We start from the raw sequence: 26,998 nt of genomic DNA, 5'->3' as shown, positions 1-26,998 counted from the left end.
TATGAGAATAGACATTGACACCTATAAAGAAATCTTAGACACGCTGACTCGCAACAAGAGTCGGTCGTTCCTGACAGGCTTCGGCGTGTTTTGGGGCGTGTTCATGCTCGTTGGATTAATGGGCGGAGGCAATGGACTGAAAGAACTTCTTTCCAAGAATTTCGAAGGCTTTGCCACCAATTCGGCCATTATTTTCGCTCAGAACACGACGAAACCCTATGCCGGTTACCGTAAGGGACGACAGTGGATGATGGAGTATAAGGATGTAGAAAGGCTTAAAGCACAAGTGCCCGAACTTGATATAGTGTCGCCAATGCTGGGCGGATTTGGCAATAACATTGTCTTTGGTGATAAGAAAACATCATGCCATGTGAAAGGAGTACTGCCTGAATATGCCAAGGTCGAGACCCCGAAACTGCGTTATGGCCGTTTCCTTAACAGCATGGATATGCAGCAACATCGTAAGGTCTGCGTGATAGGAAAGAAGCTTTATAAGTCGCTTTTCCCCAGAGGTGGCGACCCATGCGGACAGTTGGTGCGTGTAGATTCCATTTATTATAATGTTGTTGGTGTCGACTATGGAAGTAGTAATATGAGTATCAATGGCAGTTCAGAAGAAAGTGTCATCATTCCCATTACTCTTATGCAGCAGGCCTATAACTATGGAAATGACGTGCATCTCATCTGTGTTACAGGGCAACCTGGAGTCACCATGAGCAGCATTTCACAGAAGATGCGCAGCGTGATTGCCCGTGCTCATCAGATAGATCCTACGGATGAAAAGGCGATAACCGTGTTCAATAGCGAGGTAATGTTCGGCATGGTAGACAGTCTTTTCAGCGGAGTGAACTTCCTGATATGGCTTGTTGGCATCGGAACCTTATTGGCGGGAGCCATCGGAGTGTCTAACATCATGATGGTAACTGTACGAGAACGCACCACCGAAATAGGCATCCGGCGCGCAATAGGAGCGACACCTAAGAACATATTAAGCCAGATTATCAGCGAGAGTATCATTCTTACTGCGGTCGCAGGTATGAGTGGAATCCTCTTTGCGGTTATCATATTGCAACTCGCCGAGCTTGCAAACACAACTGATGGCATCGTGAACTCGCATTTCCAAATCGGTTTCTGGACGGCCATAGGTGCTGTGGCTTTGTTGAGTGTTTTAGGCATCTTGGCCGGTCTTGCGCCTGCAGCGAGGGCCATGTCTATAAAACCTGTCGATGCAATGAGGGACGAGTAAGCACCCACCCTCAGCCCCTCCCCAAGGGAGGGGAGCCCGAACTTGCAGTGAATTTCATGCAAATGGTAAGATAGAGAAATGTTTATAACGAGATAATTAAATACAAACAATAACGAATAATAAATCCCCGTGGCGGTGCAGCTCCCTTCCCTTTGGGAAGGGTTGGGGTTAGGTTTATGAAGAAGTACATTAAGTTTATCATTGCAGCTATTATTGCTTTGATCTTCATTGGAACCTTTGTGTTCCTTTGGATGAAGTCACGCCCCCAGTCAATTGTTTATGAAGAGTTCATGCCTAAAGTCATGGACCTGAAGAAGACAACGGTAGTGACGGGGAAGATTGAGCCGAGAAATGAGGTAAATGTAAAGCCGCAGATCAGTGGAATCATTACCGAAATCACGAAAGAAGCAGGACAAACCATACTGGCTGGGGAGATTATAGCCAAGATAAAGGTTATACCTGACATGCAACAGCTTAGTTCTGCGGAGGCCAGAGTACGTTTGGCAGAGGTCAATGTGAAGCAGGCAACGGTGGATTATCAGCGCGAAAAGGTGCTTTTCGACAAGGGATTGGTCAGTGCCGACGAATATGATAAGGTGCGACAGACGATGCGTCAGGCCCAGGAAGAAGCGCGGGCAGCCAACGATAACCTTGAAGTGGTGCGCGACGGTGTGTCGAAAAGCAATGCCAGCACAAGTTCCACGCTCATTCGTTCAACAGTAAGTGGGTTGATACTCGACATTCCTGTGAAGGTAGGTAACACCGTAATCCTGAGTAATACGTTTAATGACGGTACGACGATTGCCACAGTTGCCAACATGAACGACTTGATTTTCCGTGGTAATATTGATGAAACCGAAGTGGGAAGTCTCGTCACAGGAATGTCTATGAAGATAACTATTGGGGCGCTTCAGAACGAGAAACTGCAGGCAAGATTGGAGTATATATCGCCTAAAGCTGTAGAAAACAATGGTGCAAATCAGTTTGAACTCAAGGCTGCCATTACGGGATTAGGCCGCACACAGCTTCGTTCGGGCTACAGTGCCAATGCTGAAATCGTGCTTGCTCAAGCCAACCAAGTGCTCACTGTGCCTGAAAGTGCGATTGAGTTTGAGGGTAATAACACCTATGTTTATATCGTTAAAGGCAGCGGAGAACAACAAACTTTCGAGCGTCGACGCGTAGTAACAGGCCTCAGTGACGGCATAAACATAGAGATTAAAAGTGGACTGAGCAAGAAAGATAAGGTGCGTGGTCCGCAGAAAATAGCGGAGGAGGAGAAGTAGGTCTTGTTGTTTTTGTGATGTTTTGCGTCATTTCATGTTGTAATCTCATTCACTTTACCTCGCAATCTGCGTCATATTAGCGTGTCATCTGACGCAGATTACACGTTCATTTGACGCAAGTGAGAAAGTAAGTTGTGGGAGGAGGCATGAGAAACAGACTTTATTCCAAAACCGACTCCATGATTCTGTTGGCATTGTCGATGCGTTCCTGTGTCGGCGGTTCAATGCCTTTGAGTGGATAGTCAATGTGAAGTTCTTCGTATTTATACGTGCCTAATGTGTGATAGGGCAAGATATCAATGCGTTCAATGTTGTGTAAAGTCTTGAGAAACGCGGCAAGTTCGTGCAGATAAGCATCGTTGTCGGTGAGCTTGGGGATAAGAACATGGCGTATCCAGACAGGCTTTTGAATGTCTGAAAGATAGCGGGCGCAGTCAAGAATGTTGCTGTTGGAGAACTTGGTCAGCTTGCGATGTTCGTCCTCTCGAATGTGTTTGATGTCGAGGAGCACGGTATCTGTGACCTTCATCAGCCGTTCAAACTTCGCAAACCACGTGCCCTTGCGTGTAAAAGGCTGTGCCGATGTGTCAAGACAAGTGTTGATGCTGCGTGCATGGGCTTTCTCGAAGAGTTCTATGAGAAAGTCTATTTGCAGCAAAGCTTCACCTCCACTGACCGTGATTCCACCTTTCTCGCCCCAATAGGAGCGGTATTTCTCGGCCTGATTAAGCAGTTCATCGGCCGTCATAGGCCTTGTCTTGTCTTGCTTCCAAGTGTCGGGATTGTGGCAAAACAAGCATCGCATGGGGCAGCCTTGTAGGAAAATGAGAAACCGAATGCCTGGTCCGTCGACCGATCCAAAGCTTTCTATGGAGTGAACATAGCCCACTTTCTCCTGCTTCTCGCTTGCTGAGGCTGTATCTTGTGCGTTGTTCTTGTTCATCATTCAGCAATGTTTGTACCGTAATTTGTATAAATGCCCCCTGTCACTCCCTGCAAACAGAAAGGACAGAGGGCGCATATGATTACCCTATTGAATAGGTCTTGTTTACAATCTGCCGTGTGCCTGGCGTGCAATTACGTCGAGTTGCTGCTCGCGAGTGAGGTCGATGAACTTCACGGCATAGCCACTTACGCGGATAGTAAAGTTCTGGTATTCCTCCTTTTCGGGGTGTTCCATTGCGTCTTTCAACTTGTCAACGCCGAAAACATTAACGTTCAAGTGGTGTGCCCCCTGGTTGAAATAGCCGTCCATCACGCCAACCAATGTGCGTGAACGCTCCTCATCGTCATGTCCCAAGGCTTCGGGTGAGATGGTTTGCGTGTTCGAAATGCCGTCGAGTGCATATTCGTAAGGCAGTTTTGCCACCGAGTTGAGCGATGCCAAAAGGCCATTTTGCTCAGCACCATACGACGGATTGGCCCCCGGAGCCAATGGAGTTTCGGCACGACGGCCGTCAGGCATGTTGCCCGTATACTTGCCATAAACCACGTTTGAGGTAATGGTTAGAATACTTGTTGTGGGTTCTGAGTTGCGATAGGTATGGTACTTGCGAATCTTGTTCATGAAAGTTTTGAGCAGCCATACAGCGATTTCGTCAGCTCGTTCGTCGTCGTTGCCATAGCGAGGGAAGTCGCCTTCGGTCTTATAGTCCTTGGCAAAGCCCGTTTCATCGCGTATAACATGCACCTTGGCATACTTGATTGCACTGATAGAATCAACCACATGGCTGAAGCCTGCAATACCCGTTGCGAACGTACGACGCACATCTGTGTCAATAAGAGCCATTTCGGCAGCCTCATAGAAGTACTTATCGTGCATGTAATGAATAAGGTTCAATGTCTTCACATAGATGCCCGCAAGCCAGTCAAGCATATCATTAAAGCGTGGCATGAACTCTTCATAGGTAATCACATCGGCTGTAATGGGGCGATAGGCCGGGCCTACCTGCTCGCGAGTGCGGCCGTCAACACCGCCGTTAATGGCATAGAGCATTGCCTTGGCAAGGTTCGCACGCGCTCCGAAGAACTGCATTTCCTTACCTGTCTGCGTAGCACTGACACAGCAACATATCGAATAGTCATCACCCCAAATCGGTCGCATCACATCGTCATTTTCATACTGAATGGAACTTGTTGTTACCGAAATCTTGGCTGCATAGTGGCGGAAACCTTCAGGAAGTCGGCTGCTGTAGAGCACCGTGAGATTGGGTTCGGGTGATGGTCCCATGTTTTCGAGGGTGTGAAGGAAGCGGAAATCATTCTTCGTTACCATTGAACGGCCGTCTATTCCCATACCTGCCACTTCGAGAGTTGCCCATACCGGGTCTCCGGAAAACAGCTGATTGTAGGACGGAATACGTGCAAACTTCACCATTCTGAACTTCATTACGAGATGATCGATTAGTTCTTGCGCCTCTTCTTCAGTCAGTTTACCTTCCCGAAAGTCTCGTTCGATGTATATATCAAGGAAAGTTGAGATGCGACCTACCGACATTGCCGCCCCATTTTGAGTCTTGACAGCGCCAAGATAACCGAAGTAAAGCCATTGAACGGCTTGACATGCGTCGTCAGCAGGCTGAGAAATGTCGAAACCATAAAGGGAAGCCATCTCCTTTAAGCCTTGTAATGCACGGATTTGCATGGCTACTTCTTCGCGCAGACGAATGACTTCGTCTATCATTTCGCGGTCGCCCATGTTCTCTAAGTCACGCTTTTTCTCTGCAATCAGATAGTCAATGCCATACAAGGCCACGCGACGATAGTCGCCGACAATGCGTCCTCGGCCGTAAGTATCAGGCAAACCAGTCAGAATATGATTATGACGCACGTGCTTCATCTCGGCAGTATAGGCATCAAAGACACCGTCGTTGTGGGTCTTTACATAGCGGGTGAAGATGTTGTGCAACTTCTCTGAAGGCTGATAACCATAGGTAGTGCAGGCTTGTTCGGCCATTTTGATACCGCCATATGGCATGAAAGCACGCTTCAACGGCTTGTCGGTTTGCAGACCAACAACGCGCTCCAACGCTTTTGTTGACTCGTCAATATAGCCTGGGCCGTATGCCGTGAGACCGGAAACTACCTCTGTCTCCATGTCGAGAACGCCGCCTTTGGCTCGTTCCTCCTTTTGAAGTGTGCGCAGTTTCTGCCATAATGTCTCCGTACTATGGGTCGGTCCTGCCAAGAAAGACTCATCTCCTTCATAGCTGGTGTAGTTGTTCTGAATGAAATCCCGTAGGTTAACTTCAGATTGCCACTTGTTTCCTTTGAAACCTCTCCATTCTTTTCTCATCATTGAATTACGTTTTTTTGAGTTGTGAAAACTAAATATAACGACGTCTGTATAGCCATGAAGCAAGACGGAACGCCGTTCCTCCTTTCATAATTTCTTTATCCTCGGATCATCGTTATCATCATCTTGAAGCGCTCAACAGCCTTTACGGAATGATGAGCACCGCTCGGAATGATGAAAGTTTCACCGGCTTTGATGTCGAAAGTCTGTCCTTCAACGGTCAATTGCATGACCCCATCAATGACTTGTATCAGTGCATCAAAGGGTGCAGTGTGCTCAGAAAGCCCCTGTCCGGCATCAAAACTGAACACTGTTACACTACCGGCATTGCTGTGAATGAACTCTTTGCTGACAACTCCTCCGTCTGTATATTCGATAACTTCTGTTGCCTTGAATACTTTTCCTTTTTCAATTGTAGCCATAATTTATTTGTTTTAAGTCATAAGAGAGCTGTATAACCGACCTCTTTAAAGTCATTCTCTCTTTTCTGATATCGTTGCAGCAATAATAATGCCGAGTCCTTAAGTGGTAACAAATGTGCCGACATGCAAGAACGATTGTCTTGAAACTATTCTTGTGCAAGGGCAAGATGTCTCGTCTCCCCTAAGCAACTAAAAGTCGGCATGACGCTCAAAGTGCATTCTTTTGCCTGTACCAGGATGCACAAATGACAGCTCTTCGGCATGAAGATAAAGCCGTTCATCCCGCGTTCCATAGAGTTCGTCGCCCTTTATGGGGTTGTTGAGTCCGTCAGCATGGGCACAATGCATGCGCAGTTGATGCGTGCGACCTGTCAACGGGTAGAGATTCATGCGGTTTTCTCCTGTCTGCTGATAGTTGGTTACAGCTTTCCTGCCGTGCACAGCATCGACAATTTGGCGTGGCCTGTCATGCAAATCAGGGCGCAGGGGCAGGCTGATCTGTCCTGAACGAGCGCCATGATGTGGGCGAGAGAGTAAGGCAACATAGCGTTTCTGCACGCTATGTTCCTCAAACTGACGCTGCAAATCAATATAGGATTTGAGGTTGAGTGCCACGACGAGCAAGCCACTTGTGGCCATGTCAAGACGGTGGACAATCATCGGCCCTGTAGCTTCGGGATGACGTTGGCGCACGAGTGAGCGCACATTCTCACGCTGACTCTTCCCCGGAACGCTCAACATGCCCGCGGGTTTACATACAACTGCGATGTCCTTATCCTCGTAAATCCATTCCAACGCCTGTTGACTGGCGCGCTCCAATGGGTTTTCTTCGATGTCGATATTGCGCAACATCCATTTTAGAATGGGTTTACATTTGCCGTTGCATGCAGGATAGAACTGCAGATGATGACGTATTTCATCGCGCGGACTCGCACCCCACCAGAACATAGCCATGCTGACAGGCTGCATCTGATGGCTGAAAGCATATTGCAACAGCTTGGGTTCGCAGCATTCACCACTGCCTGCCGGAGGCGTCATAGGACTGAAGATGCGGAGCAAGTCCTGCTGATTGCCATGGCTGTCGAACATCACAAAGTGACTGAACAACCAGTTTTGCAGCGCATCACTCTGCTGATGCCGTTGCATTTTCAATGCCTTTATTTCGGCTTCTATCTTGTCAACAATTGCTTTCTTGTCGGCAATTTGAAGTGCCAGATGCTGTTTCATGCGATGCAATTCGGCTTTCAGAAACTGCGAACGGCGTATCATGTCGGGTGTCAACTCCTTGGGACGACCTTCCTTTTCGCGTTTGGCAGCGGCCTTGAAAGCCGCAATTTCCTTTTCCGCCTCATGCACAATATCGTACCACTCCTGCCTTGCCTTTCGAAGTTCAGCGCTGTTTTCAAGCGTGTTAATACGCTCATTGAGTGCCGATATGCCTGCCTCATGCTGCTTGAAATAGCCATCTGGTTGCAGATAATCAAACACTGCAGGCACAAATTCGGGCCAGTCACTGCGTCCACATATCTGTCCACTGTAGCCTGCAAGATAGCCGAGGTCTCCTTTCCACCTGACAATGAGCACGCCAAACATCTTTCCTCGGTCTACTTCAGCTTTGAAGTCGGGCGCAGCTTCTGCTATCCGGCATTGCACCTCGTTTGCAGCTGTGCGGCATAGTACATCAGGTTCGTAGTAGAACGGATTGTTCATACGGACAGGAATGTCGGCAGTTGTGGCTGAAAGTGGGTGGAATATCATTTCAATCTGCTGCGGTCAATAATTTCAATCGTTTTCCCATCCACGCGAATAACACCCTCTTTCTCGAATTCATTGAGTACTCTCAGAAGCGAAAACTTCTGTATTCCAAACGAATCGGCTATCTCCTGACGACTTCGGGAAAGGTGAATGGTATCGGAATTCTGCTCCCCTGCGCGTTCAAGAAGCAGATAAGCAACCTTTTCCCTGACGGTGAAAAGACTCAAAACTTTCATCTTATGAGTCAAGAAAACATCGATATTGGAGAGTGTTCGGATATAGTTCATGCGGATATCCTCGTCTCTGTCAATCAGTTGTTTCAGTGTCTGAGGGGTCATTCTCAACAGTGTTACGTTCGCATCAGTCTCAACACTGACGGGCATACTGTTGTCTTTGGCGAAGATAAAGGCAGGAGCAATGATGTTTCCCGGGCGCAACCGCGTCACCTCCACCTGCTTCCCGCTGAGCGAAACCATGCGACAGATGAGGCTTCCACTGATGACGATATCGGCAAATCGGCAGGGCATACCGGCCAATGTGTAGACATCGCGGGGCGCATAATCAACAAGTTGATAGCTGATATTGCCCAAGGCAAGGTCTATGCTGAGTTCGCTCATGCCGGCGAAAAGCGGACATCTCCGCAATGCCTGCATCACATGGTCATTTATCATTCTTTGGGTTGCGTTTTGTTATAATAGTGCAAAATTAGTAATAAAAAGCCTATAAACGATACACCGCATTCAAAAAAGCTCTAACTTTACCGAGAAATAAGTAGTAATTTATGATGAAGAAAATAATTATTTGTTGGTTATTGCTGAGTTTCTCTATAGGTATGGCAGCTCAAAACCTGCATTTTAAAGACGGGAAATTCAAGATAGTGCAGTTCACCGACCTACATTATAAACTCGGAAATCCTGCATCTCGTCAGGCCACGGATTGCCTTTATGAGATTGTGAAGGCCGAACAGCCCGACCTTGTTGTGCTGACAGGCGACGTCATTTATTCCAAACCGGGCGACATGTGCCTGCAACAAGTGCTCAATGTGCTGTCGGATTTGAAGGTGCCTTTCTGTTATCTGTTGGGCAATCATGACCCTGAACAGGGCATACCTGTCAATCAGTTGTACGACCAGGCACAGCAGAACAGCTACTGTGTGCAGCCGAAACGCAATGGAAACACACTTGACTATGCGTTGCCCATCAAGTCGGGTGATGGCACAAAGACTGCTGCCGTGCTCTATTGTATGGATACCCATGACTACTGTAAAATGGCAGGTGTAGGCGGTTATCAATGGCTTACGTCGAACCAGATAGGCCTTTATCGCAACTGGTCAGCGGCATTCAAACGCCACAATGGAGGCAAACCGGTGCCTGCTTTGATGTTCATGCACTATCCATTGCCTGAATATAACGATGCCGTTGCTAACACACAAGTGGTTCTTTACGGTACAAGAATGGAGAAAGCCTACGCTCCTAACCTCAACAGTGGCATGTTTACGGCTGTCAAGGAAGGTGGTGATGTGATGGGAGTCTTCTGTGGTCACGACCACGATAACGACTATTCACTGATGTACTACCGTGTTCTTCTGGCCCATGGTCGCTTCTCCGGCGGTAACACGGAGTACAACCATCTACGCAACGGTGCCCGCATCATCGTGCTTCATGAAGGACAACGCAACTTCGATACCTACATTCGGGAACGTGGCGGACAGATACTTTATCAGACAACTTACCCTGACAGCTACACGAAAGACAACTGGAAAAAACGAGACGGAACGCGATAAGCAGGGATAGGACATGCGAAATTCGCTCCAAGATGCGATGTGCTGCAATCTTTCTTCCACTGTCTCAAGGTGTTTTGAAAGACTAAGTCGTGCGATGTAAAAGGTAATGCAACAGCTAAAATCATTCCTTTCGTATGCTTTTTGGATAAAAATTGTTGTCTGTTTTTTAACACTTCAATCCTTCACCAAATAGAAACGGAAACTCTTCTTCAGCGTGAGTGTGAAGCCATCTTATGGCTTCGATGTCTCCATTTTTATCTCCTTGCCATGTAATTCCATTCATCATGCACTGCATTTTGACGCAGATTACACGGCTATTTGCATCAAATTGCGCGATGAAATGATGCATTTTACAAAGCATTTTCATATTAAATCGGCCATTTATTTGCCTGATTTTACCTCGCTTTTCAATTCGTTTTTCATAACCGCTTGATAGTCAATAGTTTGCAAAATGACAGAAAACGGCGCGAATTCAGAGCCAAGGGAACTTCATTTTCAAATGCGTAAATCTCACGAGAGCTATTGTATATATTTTTCAGAAAAGGCGAATTATAGTTCAATATCTGCAAGTAAACTGAGCCATCCGGCACAATATGTTAATGATAACCGATGAAGAAGCGGAGCAACACAGCATGGGGTGGCCTGTAAGTCAGCGCTTTTCACGTTCCTTGCCGGCTGTCTTTCCCCGCCATGACAATACACAATATCCGACACAAACTTATCAATGCTGTGAATTAGTCAGCCTTTTCATCTCTTTTCACAGCATTTTTTGCAGCACTTCAGATTACTGTTTTGCAGCTTTGTCGTACTGATTTATCATAAATTTTATGTATTTTTGCAGACACAAGAGCCTCAAACAATGATCAATCCACTACGCATATTCAACATAAGAAAAGAGGAACGCTGGCCTGCATTGGCAGTTTTCATATACTTGTCTGCCCTGAACGGACTCGCTATCTATCAGTATTTTGAGGAGTTTACTCGCTGCGGACGCATCGGTTACTACTCTCTTTTCATGAAATATTTCAATCTTTCGGGCTACGATCCCTTTACCTATATCACGCTTTCTGAATGGCGATCGCTCTACAGTCTGGAGCGTCATCCGCTGCTTGCGGTCTTTGTTTATCCCCTCACGCAACTCAATCATTGGCTCATGGGGCTTACCGGCATGAACTGTGCCATATTCATTTGGGCCACGGTTCTCATCATCTTGTCACTCTACTCCACGTTGTTTCTGTTTCGCATTCTACGCGAAATCGTGGGCATCAGCTATCGTGACAGCCTGCTGTTATCGGCATTTTTCCTGACATTCGGCCATATCATGGTCACTGTTGTGGCTCCCGATCACTTTGCATTATCGTTGTTTTTCCTGCTGTTGACACTCTATGTAGCAGGCAAAGCAATACTTGAGAACCGACCGTTGAGTACATGGAAGACCGCCTCTCTGCTTTTCCTATCCACAGGAGTGACCACTACGAACTGCGTAAAGATAGGACTTGCACAATGGTTTGCCAATGGAAAACGCTTTTTCTGCCCCAAATCATTCCTTATTTCGATGGTGATGCCGATGCTGTTGATAGGTTGTGGATACGCACTTATCAATGAATACATACAGAAACCCGAGCAGGAGCGACGGGAACACACATTGGCCGAGCGCCTGAAAAAAGATGCCTCATTTCGTAAAACCATTGCCGAAACGAATGAAAAAACAGCACATCTCCACGCCAATGCTATCATGGAAGGGGAGAACTTCCGCTGGACTGACCTTCACTTATCGCGACCTCACAGCATCATTGAAAACCTTTTCGGTGAATCTTTGATGCTGCACGAAGACCATATGCTGCAAGATGTCAACAAAGACCGACCGATTTTCGTGGCTTATCACAACAAACTGTGCTACGTTATAGCCGTTGTCATGATGCTGTTGCTTGTCGGTGGTATCGTGACAGGCCTCAGGTTGCGCTTCATGCAGTTCTGTCTGTCGTGGTTCAGCTTTGATATGTTACTGCATTTAGTGCTTGGTTTCGGACTCATCGAAGTCTATATCATGACCGCTCACTGGGCTTTCATCCTGCCGATTGCTGCTGCTTTCCTGCTCAAACGCCAGCAACGGCCTGCCGTGCAGCAAGTCCTGCGCCTCACATTAGTATTCTGCACCGTGTTCATGTTGGCCCACAACGGTCTGCTTTTCCTACGTTTCATGTTACATTGACAGCCTATGAAAGTATCTATTCTCATTCCCGTCTACGGTGTTGAACAGTATATTGCCGAGTGCGCTCGGTCGCTTTTCAGTCAGACTTACCGTGACTTAGAGTTTATTTTCGTGGACGACTGCTCCCCCGATAACAGCATTTCAGTGCTTAAGAAGGTGCTTGAAGACTATCCTGACAGGGCAAGTCAAGTGCACATCATACGCCATGAAACCAACAAAGGCTTGGGAGCTACACGTCACACAGCCTTTACCCATGCGACAGGAGATGCTATTCTGCACGTTGACAGTGATGATGTTGTACCCAAAAACGCTGTAAGCTTGTTAGTTGATGAAATGCAGAAAGCACGGTATGACATCGTGAGCGGTGCCTATGCCGAGTACAAAGAACACCGTTTGGGAGCTGTAGTTTTTCCACCAAAAACCTCACATCATCAGTATCTTCGTATGATGTTGTGTCAAAATCTGGTAAAACATCACATATGGGGACGCCTATATCGCCGTTCATTCCTACAGGATCAGCATATTGAATCCATTCCCGATATCAACTATTGTGAGGATTATGCTGTCGTTCCCCGTGCCTTTTTCTCAGCCCGTTATACGACAATTGATGATCTTGTTTATTATTACCGCACGGACAATATCACTTCCTATACACATCAAATCTCACACAAAAACCTCGTTTCCATGCTCAAAGCGAATGCTGTCGTGATTGACTTTTTCAGGAAAAATGATGTGAAACGACTTTATCATCAGGCGCTTGATATGGGATTATTAAATATGTATCGCGATGCCATGAAGAACGGTATGCCTCCCAAGGAGATTGCAACCTATTGCCCGTTCCAACCCATAAAAGCCCGCAACAGAGTGTTTTTAAAGGCTATGACAACGTGGTTGCCGATGAAAGTAAGTGATATCTTATACCGTATTTACAGGAGGATATGAGCGTTTCTCATCGTAAAACTCATTTCAAGGAGACCCTATCTGCATGCTCTCCCCTCTCTTGAGGAGGGATTGGAGGTAGTTTTCTCTTCTTCTCTTTCACCCATTTCATCATCTCTTCCATCATTTCCATACGCAGCATTTTCATGATTGCAGCATACAACAAGGCTGCAATGATGATGCGGGCAATGAGCAATAAGGCAAGATGTTCAATGAAACTCGTTACAAAGTAGGTAACAGCCATTACGCCTGCAGCCACAAACATCGACGGGAAAACATCTTTCACGACTTCCCACAAGCGTACACCGATGATGCGATGCGCAGCAAACTGCCACACCAAAAGCCATACAATGATAAACAATGTATAGAACATCACCATGCTGTTGATGCCCCATTGATAGAAAATTGCTATGATACCAAGTTGAAAAACAATCTGCAAAACATTGCAACACATATAGATATCCGACCGCCCATTGCTGATAGCTACATTCTGATACATGGTGTAAAACGGCACGAAAGCACCACCGATGCAGAGCATTTGAAGCAAAGGAATGGCATCAATCCACTGTTCTTTAATCGTGAGTAGGATAAATTCGCGTGACACTATCGCCAATCCGAACATGGCAGGAAAGCTGAGAAACGCCGTGAAACGCATCATCTTGCGAAACACTCTGACCTCTCTTCCACGCTCTTCATTCACTGAAGCCAACACGGGTTGCGCCACCTGACCCACTGCATTGGCTACAAAAGAGCTGCCCATCGTGTTCCATTTGTTGGCTTGTGAGAAGTCTCCAACAGCTTTCATGGGGTAAAGTCCACCGAATAACAACGTCAGTATGTTGTTGCTTACAGTGTTGATAATGTTTGTGATAAGCACATTCACACTGAAACTGAACATGCGTTTGACGGGTTCAAACGTGAAATGAAACGACGGACGCCAAGGAACGAAATAATAACGGCCAAGGTTCAGCACGGCAATATAAATGATTTGTTGCCATGCCAAGCTCCAATAAGAGAAACCTAAGAAGGCTAACGTGATGGCCACTGCGCCCGAACAGACGAGTGCAATGGCGCCAATGATAGCGATTTCTCGGTTCATCATGTTCTTCGTCATATAGGCACTGTGGGCTATTCCGAAAGAGGAAATCACGAAACTCAAGAAGACAAAGCGTGACAGTTCTATCAAACAAGGCTCATGGATGTATGCCGCAATGAGTGGAGCAGCAAAGAAAAGCACGGTATAAATCACGAAACTGGCAAGGATATTGAACCAGAAGACCGAATTATAATCGCTTGCTTGTGGCGCTTTTAAGTTCACTAAGCCCTGCGAAAAGCCACTACTTTGCAGATTACCGGCAAGCAGTGTGAAGATAGTAAGCACGCCTACAATGCCATATTCAGCCGGACTGATGAGCCGTCCAAGGAAGATGCCGATGATTAAATTAAGCAATTGCGTCGTTCCACTGTTCATTGCACCCCAGAAGAGCCCCCTTGTTGTCTTCTCTTTCAAGCTTTCTGCCATTTCCGTTTCGTTTTAATTGCAAAATTACGACTATTTGATTGAAGTTCAAAAGAAAAGCATTATTTTTGCAATATGCAGCGAAAGAAGATCTTTCATATCGTTTCACATCTTGATGTTGGCGGTGCCGAACGCGTGGCGGTCAACATTGCAGAGTCGGCCACCGAGGGCATAGAGTATCATGTTGTGGAGCTTATCAGGGCGCATGGTGCTTTTACCAAGGTGCTCATTAAGGAACTTCAAGACCACAACATCTGCTATCATCGTGGCTGGATACCCGAGTTTCATTTCCATTATCTCTTCGAACGGTTAGCTGCCTTGACTTTTCCGCTGTGGTTTCTATGGCTCTTTCTGAAATATAAACCACGTGCCATACACTGTCATACAGAGATGCCCGACTTGGCAACTTACTGCTTTTTCCGTCTGTTTCCTTGGACTTTGAAACGCTGCAAGATTGTAAGAACCATTCACAACACGCGACTTTGGGCCGGTATGGAGCGCACGGGGCAGCGTGTAGAAGCCTTTTTCATCCGCCAGAATGCCAATGTCGCCATTTCAGAAGCCGTCAGAAAGAACTATCAGAACATTTATCATGCCTGCCCACCTATTATATATAATGGTGTGGCTCCCGTCAGTCAGCAACCTTACCCACATCTGAAAACCGACAAAACAAACATTCTTTTCGCCGGAAGATTTGAGGAACAGAAAGGCATCGACACACTGATTGAAATCATAAAAAGCCAAAAAGACAACCCATGCTGCTACTTCCATGTCATCGGCGGAGGTTCACTTGAGGCTGTTCTCACCGAGCAATTGGCCGAATGCAGCAACGTTTCAATCTGCAAACCCCTATTCAATTTAGCCTCATACATGGCTTCTTTCGACTTCCTGCTCATGCCTTCACGCTTTGAAGGACTGAGTATTCTATCGCTTGAAGCCAGCTTTAATGGACTTCCTACTATCATCAATGCCTGTCCCGGACTGTATGAAACACTGCCTGAAGACTGGCCTTTGCGCGTAGAAAATAATGATATCAATCAATATATCCATTTATTTAGCGATGTATTACCGACCATAAACCGCCAGCATTTGAAAGACATGGCACGACGATTTGCCGACGAACACTTCTCAATGAGAAGTATGCGAGCGGGTTATGAAAGGCTTTATTAAAACGAGATGAAAGCAATTTAGATATAAGAATAATTAGTATGAATTTCTGAGATAAATTATCTTGATTTCCGTTCTACACCATGTCGTAAACCAATGAAAATGAAGATAAAAAGCAAAATAAGTCAAAAAAATTTTGAAAATAAGTTTTTAAAACATATCTTTGCAGGCAGAATTAGAGATAAAATTAATAAACACTCACTGCGTATACAGTAATAACATTGTATATTATAAATCTAAAAAGAAAGAATTATGAAGAAGATTGTATTGGCTGCAGCATTGTTGCTCACTTCAGTTGCAACGTTTGCACAGCGCGAAGTTGGTTCATTGACCATTCAACCTAAGGTAGGTTTCAACGTTTCTAACGTCACAAAGACGAATGGTGACACAAGAATTGGTGTGGCAGCTGGTGCAGAAGCTGAATATCAATTAGGCGATATCTACTCTATTGCAGTAGGACTTCTCTACTCAAGTCAGGGTAATAAGCAGACAGTTGACTTGCCTCGTTTAGGTAAAGCTTCTGTAACTTGGGCGCCAAGCTACTTGAACATTCCTGTAGTTGCTAACGTTTATGTAGTTAAAAACCTTGCAGTTAAGCTCGGTGTTCAGCCAGGTTTCTGCGTTGCTAAAGACAAATTAAAAGCAAATACCTTTGATCTTTCTATCCCAGTTGGTTTGTCTTACGAGTACAAGAACTTCGTTCTTGATGGTCGTTACAACTTCGGTGTAACAAATGTTGCCAAAGGTGTTAACACAAAGAACAGCGTATTCCAGTTTACATTGGGCTATAAGTTCGACATTTGATAACGACAAAGAAGTAAAAGGGCAAAAGAGTGAGAAGGCCAATAATGGCAGATCTGCCGGCCAAATTCACGCTTTTGCCCTTTTTCTTTTTATCTTTTTTAGCACAATTTCGTGATACAAAGGGCGTAACTCCTCATTAAATTTCATCATTCAAGATTGAAAACAACACTTAGTGCAGGCCCGAAAAATCCGCAGACTATAGCTAACTATCCTGCAAAATGTCTTTTTTTCCCTTGAAAAAATAGACAGTTATCAATGGACTTTGCATGGTGAAGCCACCCAAAAGCAACAGAGAAAAGACTTCCATTTGTAAACTTTATGTCCCTGTTTTTAACTCTTTGTGGCCACACCAAATAGAAAAAGAGTTGCCCATTTACATGACTGTCTGGATGAATTTCACACCTTTAGCAGCCCAAGAAAAAACACGATATCACGTCATTTGCATCAAACGACGCTGCTATCTGCTTCATATTGCCATGCTTTCTGCATCAAGTCAGCTTGCTTTCTGCGTCACTTTACCGTCTAATATGGCACAAAATACAGACCCATGAGCCGCTATTTATTACATAAGAGGCAACGAATTACATTAAAGCATTGGTTATCAAGCAATTAAAAAGAAGCCTCAAAACTCGCGTATTTCCACCGAGTGACGATTTCTTTTGAAACAAGGCCCGTCCTGACGAGGCTTTTGTAAAATAACATGATGCATCTTTAACACATTTATCTACACACACTTCATGTCCTAAAACGAAAAAAGAGTTGTCTCGCGACAACCCTTTTACTTTTATACAAAAACATTATGAAATCTATGTAGCGAACAAGATTATTCTAATTGATAATGGTAATTAATATCTTGTATGACGGCGTTGCCGGACTTTCTCAAGTTTGCAAGCGCTATCGTTACTATAGTTATATGAGACTGGCAAGGCCGCTATGCCTTGCGTTTACAATATCGTTCGCACTGACTGCAGATGTCATAGCCCAGCAAGGTGCCGAGAATGAAATCTTCTTCGGGCGTGAGTTGATTGAGCGGACGACCTGCAAAGGTGCGTATAGCATCCATACATTCCTTGCGCCCAAAGAACAGATTGATACGCTTGTTGCCTACAGGCTGAATGAGATAATCAATACCTTGGCGCTCAAGTTTGCATACAGCTTGTTGCTGATAGCGGTCAGGAAAGGTGTAGAGAACCATGTTTCTCACACCCTTCTTGTATTGATAAATCTGCTCGGAGAGCACTCTCAAGTCGGTCGGTACAGCTTCAGTCTGCAGCATGTTGCTTTATTTTAGAGTTCTGGCTGAATTTCCTTCACCCATGCATCAATGCGTTCATCGGTCTTATCGTCCTCGTTAACCTCGTCAAGTGCAAGGCCAACGAAGTTTCCGTCAACGACAGCTTCAGAGTCATCATAGGTGTAACCATCGGCTGAAACCTGTCCAATGACCTTTGCACCAGCCTCTTTCACTGCATTGAAAAGCTCGGCCATACCACCACAGAAGGTGTCACAATAGCCCTCACTGTCACCGCAACCGAAGATAGCTACAGTCTTTCCACTGAGTCCGGCAGCCTTTAATGTCTTCACACCATCGTACCAATCGTCCTGCATTTCACCTGCACCCCATGTTGAAGTACCGAGAATGAGATTCTGATAAGCACCGATCTGATCGGCAGAAACTTTAGAAACATCGAAGACATCAGCGCTGTCTACACCGAGTTTTGTTGCAATACGAGAAGCAAGGTCCTGGCAAGTGCCTGTTGAAGAACCGTAGATAATACAAGTCTTATTCATTTTTTAATTCCTTTCTTAGTTTATGCTTGTGAGCATTTTCTATTTGATTGATTACGGTTGCAAAATTAATGGCTTTGCAATTAAGGTGCAATACCTAAAAAGAATGAAATGTATGAAATGATATTTTCACTATTTTTAGGTATTGAAAACAATTGGATTTCTTGATAACTTTGCAGTCGAATAAGTGCAGTGGTGATTGACTTCCTGGATTGTTCATCGAAAAGTGCCTTGCAATCCTTGGCATTCAGCTATTTCATGACACTGGGTTCACAATCAGATAGTCTGCACTTTTCTCTTTATCATAGAACAGAAACATTAAAAGAATAATAATGAAAAGTTGTAAGTTCAGAATGATAACGAGTCTCCTCTTCGCAGGATTGGCATTGCAATCCCAAGCACAGGTTAACGCTATCGACTCCGTAATGAATCATGTAAAGGGTAACAAACTCAGCGTAGGTGGCTATGGTGAAATCGGTTACACACGCGAATTCTTCAGTGACAATCCTTATAAATACAGCCAAGCCGGCAAATATAAGAACGATCCGAGCCATGGAAAGTTTGATATCCCCCATGCAGTTATCTACTTAGGTTACGACTTTGGCAAAGGTTGGACTATGGGAACAGAGATTGAATTCGAGCATGGTGGCAGCGGAAGTTCCTATGAAAAGGAGTACGAAGAAAGTGGAGAATGGGAACACGAGGTAGAGAAAGGCGGAGAAGTTGAGTTAGAACAGTTCTGGATTCAAAAGAGTTTCTCCCGCATGTTCAATCTCCGTGCAGGCCATATCGTTGTACCTATCGGCTTAACGAACGCTTATCACGAGCCATTGAACTTCTTTACGGTCTATCGTCCGGAGGGAGAAGCAACCATACTTCCCTGTACCTGGCACCAGACGGGTATCAGTCTGTGGGGTCATATAGGGCAGGACTGGAAGTATCAACTGCAGTTTTTGGCCGGATTGAATGCCTTGAGCTTCAACCGCGACAATTGGATTAAGAAAGGAGCAAGCTCTGCTTTCGAGTTCGAACCGGCCAACAAGTATGCCGTAGCCTTGCGTATCGACAACTATTCTATCCCTGGTCTACGCCTCGGTATAAGCGGATACTATGGTCACAGCATCGACAATTCACTCGGTCGCGATGCGAATGGAACAGCAGCTAAACTCAAGGGAGCCGTTACCATCGGCTCTGTTGACTTCACATTCAACCGTTTCAACTGGATTGTTCGAGGCAGCTTTGACTATGGGCACTTAGGCGATGCAGAGAAAGTACAGTTACTTCCAGGACGACAGACAAAGACTTCACCTTTCAATCACGACCCTGTCAGCAAGACAGCTATAGCTACAGGCATTGAAGCCGGTTGGGATTTGTTCTCCCAAATTGCCCGTCTGCATCAGGATAATCAGAAACTTTATCTCTTCGGCCGCTATGAATACTACAACTCTTACAAGGCAAGTGGCACACAAATGAAGTTTCCTTATACTGAAAAAAACCGCATCGCATTCGGTTTCAACTACTATCCAATCAAGCAGATTGTTGTGAAAGGCGAGTATTCTCACCGCTTCTTGAAGAGTGCTTACAATAATGAGCCATCGGTTTCTCTTGGAGTTGCCTATGAAGGTTTCTTCCTTTAAGGGTGAAAAAAGAAACGAATAACAAGGTAAGTCTATACCTTTTTAAATAAGAGTAACAAGGAATCTTAACTTAATATACAAACAAATGAAAAAGATTTTCAAGTATGCCATGCTCTTTGCCATGGTTTGTTCACTGACAACTGCCATGACTTCATGCAGCAGTAATGATGATGACACCCCACAAACCGGCCAGTTAAGCGAGGGCGACAAGTATCTTCAGAAGGTGCTTGCAGCCAATGTTGACAACACCATTAACCCCACTTACAAGGCTTTGGCCGACGGATGTGAGAAACTAAACAATGAACTTGAGGCCCTGACACCAGGTTCAATCACACAGCAACAAGTAGATAATGTATGCAAGACTTTCCTCGAAGCGCGTGCCAACTACGAGAGCAGTGAGGCATTCCTGCTTGGTGCAGCCTCTCACTTTCTTATCGACCCACACATCGACTCATGGCCTCTCGGTCTTAATGAGCTTTACAATTACCTCAAAGCTGACCACAAATACAAGATTACCGACCAAAGTATTCTCGGCTTCCATGGTATTGAATTCATCCTCTTCCGCGACGGTAAACCACGCAAAGCAGCTGAATTGAACTCACATGACAGCTACAATCAGGCCGGTATTGACTTCACTATCTTCAGCGGGACACAAGAACTTGACTACGCAAAGGCCGTTGCTGAAGACCTCCGCAACAGCGTTTATCGCTTGGAATGTTCATGGGATGAGAATGCAAACAAGGAGCATGTGAAAGTTCTCGACGAATTGGAAACCGTCTACAAGACCGATAAAGGCTTCTCTTACGGCTACGAAATGAAGAATGCCGGCGACCCAACCAAGAGCACATACAACACAGTTAAGCTTGCTGTCAGCTCTGTATTGACAGGCGACAACAGTGCAGGTGGTATTGCAGATGAGGTTGGTAACACCAAGATCAACAATCCATTCTCCGGTAAAGACGAAAGTTATATCGAGTCACCTTACAGCTATAACTCCCTCACTGACTTCCAGAACAACATCCACAGCATTGAAAATGTATGGTTCGGCGGTGTAGAAGGCAAGCGCGGTGAATACAGTTTCCACAACTACTTCAAGAAGTATGACGCCAAAGTAGGCCAGCGTGTGGAGACAGCTATCAGCGATGCACTGAAGCAAATCGCTGCAATCAAGTACCCATTCGTTAAGAATATCAAGGATCCTCAGTGCAAGAATGCAATCAAAGCATGCCAGGAGCTGAACGATGCACTTGCTGCAGCCTCTGATTTTGTAGGCAAGAACAACAAGTAAACAACCTATCCGGCATTGCCAATGCAATACATACGGGCATGAAGGAGACGCTTCTTCATGTCCGTATCTACGCATTTTGAAAAACGATACTCTACAAAACAAAAAATATTATGATACAGAAAATGAATTTCGGAAAGCTCTTACTGCTCGGCACAATGATGTTAGCAGTGACGGCTTGTAGCGACGATGACAACATCAAACCCTACAACCCCAATGAGAACATCGGTAAGAATGTAGGCAATTTCAGTGCTGCCGAATGGTATCCCGGAGGCGAGAAAGGAACCACTTCGAATGAAGAAGGCTGCTACAGTAACCCATCTCCCGAGATAGAAGAAGCTGGATTATACCAGACTTTCAAGCGCGGAGAGACTTTCTTCGACCACGCATACACCCTCTTTAACCGTCCTTACACGGGTCTTGGTCCTGCATATGTGCGTTCAGGTTGCGAATACTGCCACCCTTCTTACGGTCATGGCAAGCGCCAAAACAAGTATGAAGCCGACCAAATGGGCAATGGATACCTGCTCGTCATCTATCATCCTACGGCAGGAACCGACCCTGACGGCGTGAAATATGCAGCCAACTCATACATCCGTCAGGTAACAGGTATGCCGCAAACCAAGGCAATGTATCCTTTCAAGGCACCTGTTGACGAACGCGGCATTCACATGGAATGGAAGAAACTTTCAGGCACCATGCCCTCTGGTCTGTCTGCAACGCAGTTCCCTGATGGTGAGAAATACGAGCTGACTTATCCCGAAGTAACCATCGAACAGAGTGCTTTCAACACCAATCCGAAGCCTACCAACTATGAAGTCCGGCTCGAATCAACGATTGGTATGTATGGCACAGGCCTGCTTGATGCCATTGATCAAGACTCCATGAAGGTGCAGTATGCCCGCGAAGCAGCCAATCCTCACGTGAAACTCAACCCTGGTATGTGGGACACTGCAGCCCAAGATTGGGCAGCTTCGGCATGGTATAAGCTGGCAGACGGCACAAAACGCGTGAAGAAATTCACCTATGCAATGACTCGTGCATCGCTTCTTGACGGCCCAGGTGCCAATGCTATCTGGAACATTACCAACGTTACGCGCAGCGACCGCCACTATCTTTACACCACAGCTGCATGGGCAAAGGCCATGAGTGAAGACGAAAGCGTCATCAAGGAAATTCAAGAACAGGGACAAAAGCCGTCATCTCTGCTTCATCCCTACTACGGAGATGGCACCAAAGCAGGTATAAAGAAGCTTGTGAATGACTTGTTAAGCCTCAACAGTAACAAGCCCGAAACGCACAAAGCCTATAAGAAATACTTCGTAGACATGGCACCTTGGAACGGACAGGAAGAGATGCGGGATGAAGACTACTATGCTTTCGCCGTATGGCATAAGGGACTTGGCGTGCCACAGGCCCGTAATCTCGACTCGAAAGAAGTGCAGCGAGGCAAGCAACTCTTTTATCAGATGGGCTGTACTGCCTGCCATCGTCCTTCATGGACTATCAAAAAGGACAACAGTTGGGTTGATCCCATCAGCCGCAACTATGCTTCTATAGGTCATGGTCTGCCTGATTACAGCGGAACGACTATCTGGCCATACACTGACCTCGTGCAACACAGGCTGTTTATGATGAATAATATCCGCACGGGATGGTGCAGAACGACACCGCTCTGGGGTCGCGGACTGTCTATTCAAGAGACAGGTGAAGGCTCAAGACTGCACGACTGCCGTGCTCACAACGTGGTTGAAGCCATCATGTGGCACGCTTACAGCAAGGAGAGCGATGCCTATTTTGCCGCTGAAAAGTTCTATAAATTGAAGAAAGCCGATAGAGATGCTGTCGTAGCATTCATCAATGCGATATAGAAAAAAACACACACAAGCTCTCTAAAACCCACCCCCAACCCCTCCCGAAGGGAGGGGAGGGCGAGCGGGGAAGGGCTTATGATGGCGCAATACGATAGCCTATGATGCATGATGTGTTGCGAAATGTTAGTTCTGCGATAGCCAATGATGCATGATGTGTTGCGAAATGTTAGTTCAACGACAGTCAATGATGCATGATGCATTGTGCATTATGCATTAACAAAAGGGGAAGGAAGCAAGCTTGCAGACGTTTAACCAAGGGTTTGTTGGCTTTCCGAGCCAACGCAAAACGCCTCCAACAGCTTGAAAGATACGGTGAAAATGCGATTGCAGATGCAGGAGGTTGGAATTTCAGTCCATACACCCTGTTTTGTAACACATAATCCGTTGACAATCAAATCATTACAAACAGAGTTCTCATATGCGTCAAGTTAGCGTGCAATATGCGTCAAATGACCGTGTCATCTGCGTCAAGTCAGCGGCTGATATGACGCATATGAGAACCTCACTTCATAGGTATTAGTTATTTTACTGTTTTTCTTCATGACTCAACATCATTTCAAATACATTGCATTTACATTTTTCTTGCTCTGCACAACCTTGTTTTCGTGCAGCGATAAAAATGGAGATGACGGTGACAAGACACAGAGACTCACGCTTCAGCAAGTCGTAGAGAACGATATAGACGGTATCATCCGCGAGCGATATAAAGTGTTGGCAACAAGCACCGACGCCTTTTATAAAGCGCTGTCTGCACTCGAAACGCCTGCAATGACGCAAGAGCAGTTAAACCAAGTGTGCCGACTGTTTCTCAAAGCCCGCGGTACCTATGAAAAGAGTGAAGCCTTCTTCTTCGGTGCCAACGCCCATTTCTCCGTAGATTCTGACATCAATTCGTGGCCTTTAGACCGTCTCCGCTATCAACAGCTCATGGAAAGCAACGACCCACTCGACCGTACAGAAGGCTGGCCTTCAGGCATTGTGGGCTGGCATGGCATTGAATATGTAATCTTCAGAGACGGGAAACCGCGCCCCACTGACGACATCAAACCGCGTGAACTCAAATATGCCAAGACCTTGGCAAGCAATCTCCGACTGCGTTGTTTCCAGCTTCATTGCGGTTGGAATGCCGATGCAGAGCCTCGCTATAAGACTGAACTTGATGCGGCAAGTCTGCCTTATCAATCGCCGGAAGGCACCGACTACCGCAGTTATATGCTTACGGCCTACACGCCACAGCGGGCAGCTCAAGTCATCCTTACAGGCGACAAAGGCATGATGGGGCTTGCCGATGAAATGGCACGCACGAAGTTTGGCGAGCCTTTCGAACATCAAGATGCCGACTATATTGAGTCGCCTTACAGCCACACTTCATTGGAAGACCTGCGCGATAACCTGCAGAGCATCAGCAATCTATGGTATGGAAGCCGCAACGATGCCTTTGATGCATGGTTCAAAACGCGCAATCCTGCCATTGCAAAAGCTGTCGGAGAAGCTTTCAACAAAGCGCTTCAGGCCATTAACAGCGTGCCCGAACCCTTTGTAAAGCACTATAATGATGCCGCCGTGAAGCAGGCCATAGAAGCTTTGGAAAACTTAGGAAAACAACTTGAGCAAGCAAACGACTTTATACAAAAACACAATGATTAAGAAAACAGTATTCATTCTCTATGTAGTTTTGATTGTAGTGATGGCAGCGGCCACCATTATTGAACACTTCTATTCTACGCCCTTTGCCTCACAATATATATATGGTGCATGGTGGTTCTGCCTGTTGTGGGCATTCTTGGTGGCTGCCGGTGTGGTCTATATCGTGAAGTCTCGCCTGCGAAAATGGAACCTCCTACTGCTTCATCTCTCAATGATTGTGATACTCCTTGGCGCTTACCTCACCCACACAACAGGTTTCAAAGGCATGGTGCACCTACGGGGTGACCAGCCCACAAACCTTTACACAGAGATGATCTCCATGTCAGAAACGCGCACGCATCAGCTGCCGTTCTCTGTCCGTCTCGACCATTTCGACATACAATATCACGACGGGACACAGGCTGCTTCGGATTATACGACCCACTTTGTCATAACAGATGGGGAGACAATTACACGTGCAACCGTGTCGATGAATAAGGTATTTTACTACCATGGTACACGTTTCTATCAAGCCAGTTACGACACCGACAACCACGGAAGTTACCTCAGTGTGAACAGCGATCCCTATGGACTTCCCGTCACATACACGGGCTATGGCCTGCTGTTCTTTTCGCTTTTATGGCTTCTTGTCGACCCTCAAGGAACATTCAGAAAGTTGCTTCGCAGTCCCGTTCTCAGGAAATCATTGGCCACATTGCTGCTGCTTGTCGCATCGTCATCGGCAGTCCACGCCACCAAAGAGCGCTTTTCAGCTCCTGTCATCGACCAACCCGTTGCCGAAAAGTTCGGAGATCTCTATATCAACTACAACGAACGCATCTGTCCCTTGCAGACTTTCGCCCTTGATTTCCTAAAGAAAATCTATGGCAAACGAAGCTATAAAGGTGATGATGCCACGCAAGTGCTGATGAGTTGGATATTCTTTGACGATGCATGGAATAGTGAACCGATTGTGCATGTCAACAGTGCAGAGATGCGCGAAACGTTCGGATTGCCCGAATATACGAATGTGAAAGCATTCTTTCAAGACGGAGAATACGTCCTCGGGCAATATGTCTACGACTATCAGCAGGGACAACAGGATGCGCTTCACAAGGCTTGTGCCGACATGGACAGCAAGCTTCAAATCATCATGTCGCTGCAGAAAGGCACACCACTTGCCATCTTCCCGCATACGTTTCGTGGTGGGCAGACACAGTGGTTTTCACCATTTGAGGTGTATCCCAAACAGCTTCCAAAGAATGATTTCTTATTGATCAAGAGCTATTTTCCGGCACTCTATCAAGCCGTTTCCGGGCGAGAAGACGGCAATGCCATTCAACTCATTGAGCAACTGCGAAGCTATCAGCAGCGCAATGCAGGCGTCTCGCTCCCTACCGACATGCAGTTTCGGGCCGAGAAATGCTACAACAGCGTGCCTTTTGCAACGGTTCTTTTCATCTTCAACCTTACATTTGGCCTCATCAGTATGCTCCTTGTGCTCCGCCGGTTGACCACTTCCAAGACGCATCTCTTGGGCCTGCGTCCGTCAATCCTGCATGGATTGCTCATCATGTTGCTTGCTGTTTCATTCCTTGCACTGTCATTTGCCTTGGCATTGCGCTGGATAATCAGCGACAATATCCCTTTAAGCAACGGCTATGAGTCTATGCTTTCCATGGCTTGGTTTGTCATGTTGATTACCCTTGTGACGGCTTTGGCCATGCAATCGCTGCGCTTACTTGTCATCACTTTTGGCTTCTTGCTGAGCGGTTTCTTTCTTTTGGTCAGCCATATCGGTCAAATGGACCCGGCAATCGGCCATATCATGCCCGTATTGAACAGTCCGTTGCTGAGCGTTCACGTGAGTATCATCATGATGAGTTATGCACTTCTGGCCCTCACTTTCATCTGCGGACTCACTGCCTTGACGCTCTCTGCACTGCAACACATGCGAGGCTGTCAGCAAACAGCACAGGAACAGTCGGCAGCTTTAATGATATTGAGCCGCATTTTCCTTTATCCTGCCATCACAACGCTTGGACTTGGCATCTTCATCGGTGCGATATGGGCCAACATCAGCTGGGGAAACTACTGGTCGTGGGACCCGAAAGAGACGTGGGCGCTTATCACTTTCATGGTCTATGCGGTGCTTCTTCACCTGCAAAGTGTACCTGCTCTCCGCGCTCCTCAACGCTTCCACCTCTACACAACGATTGCTTTTCTGACGATAGTCATGACTTATTTCGGCGTGAACTACGTGCTTGGAGGCATGCACAGCTATGCTTAGGGAGAGCCTCCCCTACCCTTTCATAACGAGGGGAAAGCCAAAGCAGAGGGCGACAGAGGGCATATGATAT

General features: G+C 46.2%; 20 protein-coding genes. 12 read left to right on the top strand and 8 right to left on the bottom strand.

The features are described 5' to 3' along the window. The first annotated feature begins 1 nt into the window (after nt 1). A complete protein-coding gene (locus EL210_RS04685) occupies nt 2–1,246 on the top strand; it encodes an ABC transporter permease (protein WP_018919875.1) in 1,245 nt (414 codons plus the stop codon). A 176-nt stretch (nt 1,247–1,422) separates the two neighbouring features. Next, a complete protein-coding gene (locus EL210_RS04680) occupies nt 1,423–2,532 on the top strand; it encodes an efflux RND transporter periplasmic adaptor subunit (RefSeq protein WP_018919876.1) in 1,110 nt (369 codons plus the stop codon). A 160-nt stretch (nt 2,533–2,692) separates the two neighbouring features. Here the strand turns inward: EL210_RS04680 and pflA are convergent, their stop codons facing one another. The 5 genes from pflA to EL210_RS04655 all read right to left on the bottom strand — a co-directional run bounded on the left by pflA (nt 2,693) and on the right by EL210_RS04655 (nt 8,675). After that, nucleotides 2,693–3,478: a pyruvate formate-lyase-activating protein gene (gene pflA, locus EL210_RS04675; RefSeq protein ID WP_018919877.1), complete on the bottom strand. Its 786-nt coding sequence runs from the start codon at nt 3,476–3,478 to the stop codon at nt 2,693–2,695. A 102-nt stretch (nt 3,479–3,580) separates the two neighbouring features. Beyond that, the gene (gene pflB, locus EL210_RS04670; RefSeq protein WP_025879607.1) at nt 3,581–5,827 is read right to left on the bottom strand and encodes a formate C-acetyltransferase; all 2,247 of its coding nucleotides are present in this window, start codon (nt 5,825–5,827) and stop codon (nt 3,581–3,583) included. A gap of 98 nt (nt 5,828–5,925) precedes the next feature. After that, nucleotides 5,926–6,249, bottom strand: coding sequence for a cupin domain-containing protein (locus EL210_RS04665; RefSeq protein WP_004371210.1), 324 nt, complete (start codon nt 6,247–6,249; stop codon nt 5,926–5,928). A 189-nt stretch (nt 6,250–6,438) separates the two neighbouring features. Then, nucleotides 6,439–8,007 carry an RluA family pseudouridine synthase gene (locus EL210_RS04660; RefSeq protein WP_018919879.1) on the bottom strand — a complete coding sequence of 523 codons (1,569 nt, stop codon included), beginning with the start codon at nt 8,005–8,007 and terminating at the stop codon, nt 6,439–6,441. Next, complete coding sequence (locus EL210_RS04655; RefSeq protein ID WP_018919880.1) at nt 8,004–8,675, bottom strand: Crp/Fnr family transcriptional regulator; 672 nt, start codon at nt 8,673–8,675, stop codon at nt 8,004–8,006. The genes EL210_RS04660 and EL210_RS04655 overlap by 4 nt, the downstream gene beginning before the upstream one ends. Nucleotides 8,676–8,785: 110 nt before the next feature. Between EL210_RS04655 and EL210_RS04650 the strand changes: the two genes are divergently transcribed. The 3 genes from EL210_RS04650 (at nt 8,786) to EL210_RS04640 (ending at nt 12,941) form a co-directional block, all read left to right on the top strand. Beyond that, nucleotides 8,786–9,787, top strand: a complete 1,002-nt coding sequence (locus EL210_RS04650; RefSeq protein WP_018919881.1) for a metallophosphoesterase family protein — start codon at nt 8,786–8,788, stop codon at nt 9,785–9,787. A gap of 859 nt (nt 9,788–10,646) precedes the next feature. Continuing rightward, nucleotides 10,647–11,999: a DUF6080 domain-containing protein gene (locus EL210_RS04645; RefSeq protein WP_018919883.1), complete on the top strand. Its 1,353-nt coding sequence runs from the start codon at nt 10,647–10,649 to the stop codon at nt 11,997–11,999. Between the two features lie 6 nt (nt 12,000–12,005). Further along, nucleotides 12,006–12,941, top strand: coding sequence for a glycosyltransferase family 2 protein (locus EL210_RS04640; protein WP_018919884.1), 936 nt, complete (start codon nt 12,006–12,008; stop codon nt 12,939–12,941). Nucleotides 12,942–12,960: 19 nt separating this feature from the next. Here the strand turns inward: EL210_RS04640 and EL210_RS04635 are convergent, their stop codons facing one another. Continuing rightward, the gene (locus tag EL210_RS04635; RefSeq protein ID WP_018919885.1) at nt 12,961–14,460 is read right to left on the bottom strand and encodes a lipopolysaccharide biosynthesis protein; all 1,500 of its coding nucleotides are present in this window, start codon (nt 14,458–14,460) and stop codon (nt 12,961–12,963) included. Between the two features lie 72 nt (nt 14,461–14,532). Between EL210_RS04635 and EL210_RS04630 the strand changes: the two genes are divergently transcribed. Both EL210_RS04630 and EL210_RS04625 read left to right on the top strand, forming a co-directional pair. Continuing rightward, nucleotides 14,533–15,627, top strand: coding sequence for a glycosyltransferase family 4 protein (locus tag EL210_RS04630; protein WP_018919886.1), 1,095 nt, complete (start codon nt 14,533–14,535; stop codon nt 15,625–15,627). Between the two features lie 249 nt (nt 15,628–15,876). Next, a complete protein-coding gene (locus EL210_RS04625) occupies nt 15,877–16,428 on the top strand; it encodes a porin family protein (protein ID WP_018919887.1) in 552 nt (183 codons plus the stop codon). Between the two features lie 931 nt (nt 16,429–17,359). Here EL210_RS04625 and EL210_RS04620 read toward each other — a convergent pair. Further along, nucleotides 17,360–17,704 carry a DUF2023 family protein gene (locus EL210_RS04620; RefSeq protein WP_004378399.1) on the bottom strand — a complete coding sequence of 115 codons (345 nt, stop codon included), beginning with the start codon at nt 17,702–17,704 and terminating at the stop codon, nt 17,360–17,362. Nucleotides 17,705–17,715: 11 nt separating this feature from the next. Further along, a complete protein-coding gene (gene fldA / locus EL210_RS04615) occupies nt 17,716–18,219 on the bottom strand; it encodes a flavodoxin FldA (protein WP_018919889.1) in 504 nt (167 codons plus the stop codon). A gap of 329 nt (nt 18,220–18,548) precedes the next feature. Between fldA and EL210_RS04610 the strand changes: the two genes are divergently transcribed. The 5 genes from EL210_RS04610 (at nt 18,549) to EL210_RS04590 (ending at nt 26,928) form a co-directional block, all read left to right on the top strand. Continuing rightward, nucleotides 18,549–19,853 (top strand): hypothetical protein, encoded by a 1,305-nt coding sequence (locus EL210_RS04610; protein WP_018919890.1) that lies wholly within the window; start codon nt 18,549–18,551, stop codon nt 19,851–19,853. An 85-nt stretch (nt 19,854–19,938) separates the two neighbouring features. Next, nucleotides 19,939–21,141 (top strand): imelysin family protein, encoded by a 1,203-nt coding sequence (locus tag EL210_RS04605; RefSeq protein ID WP_018919891.1) that lies wholly within the window; start codon nt 19,939–19,941, stop codon nt 21,139–21,141. Nucleotides 21,142–21,251: 110 nt separating this feature from the next. Continuing rightward, on the top strand, nt 21,252–23,009 hold the full coding sequence (locus EL210_RS04600; protein ID WP_018919892.1) for a di-heme oxidoredictase family protein: 1,758 nt from the start codon (nt 21,252–21,254) through the stop codon (nt 23,007–23,009). A gap of 543 nt (nt 23,010–23,552) precedes the next feature. Next, entirely contained in the window at nt 23,553–24,659 is a 1,107-nt protein-coding gene (locus tag EL210_RS04595; protein WP_018919893.1) for an imelysin family protein, read from the top strand. Continuing rightward, on the top strand, nt 24,652–26,928 hold the full coding sequence (locus tag EL210_RS04590) for a cytochrome c biogenesis protein CcsA (protein ID WP_018919894.1): 2,277 nt from the start codon (nt 24,652–24,654) through the stop codon (nt 26,926–26,928). Before EL210_RS04595 ends, EL210_RS04590 begins: the two co-directional genes overlap by 8 nt. The last annotated feature ends 70 nt before the right edge of the window (nt 26,929–26,998 follow it).

Source organism: Segatella oris, assembly GCF_900637655.1.
Classification (GTDB): domain Bacteria; phylum Bacteroidota; class Bacteroidia; order Bacteroidales; family Bacteroidaceae; genus Prevotella; species Prevotella oris.
The sequence above is the reverse complement of the archived record's forward strand: the minus strand, read 5'-3'. Positions and strand labels throughout refer to the sequence as shown.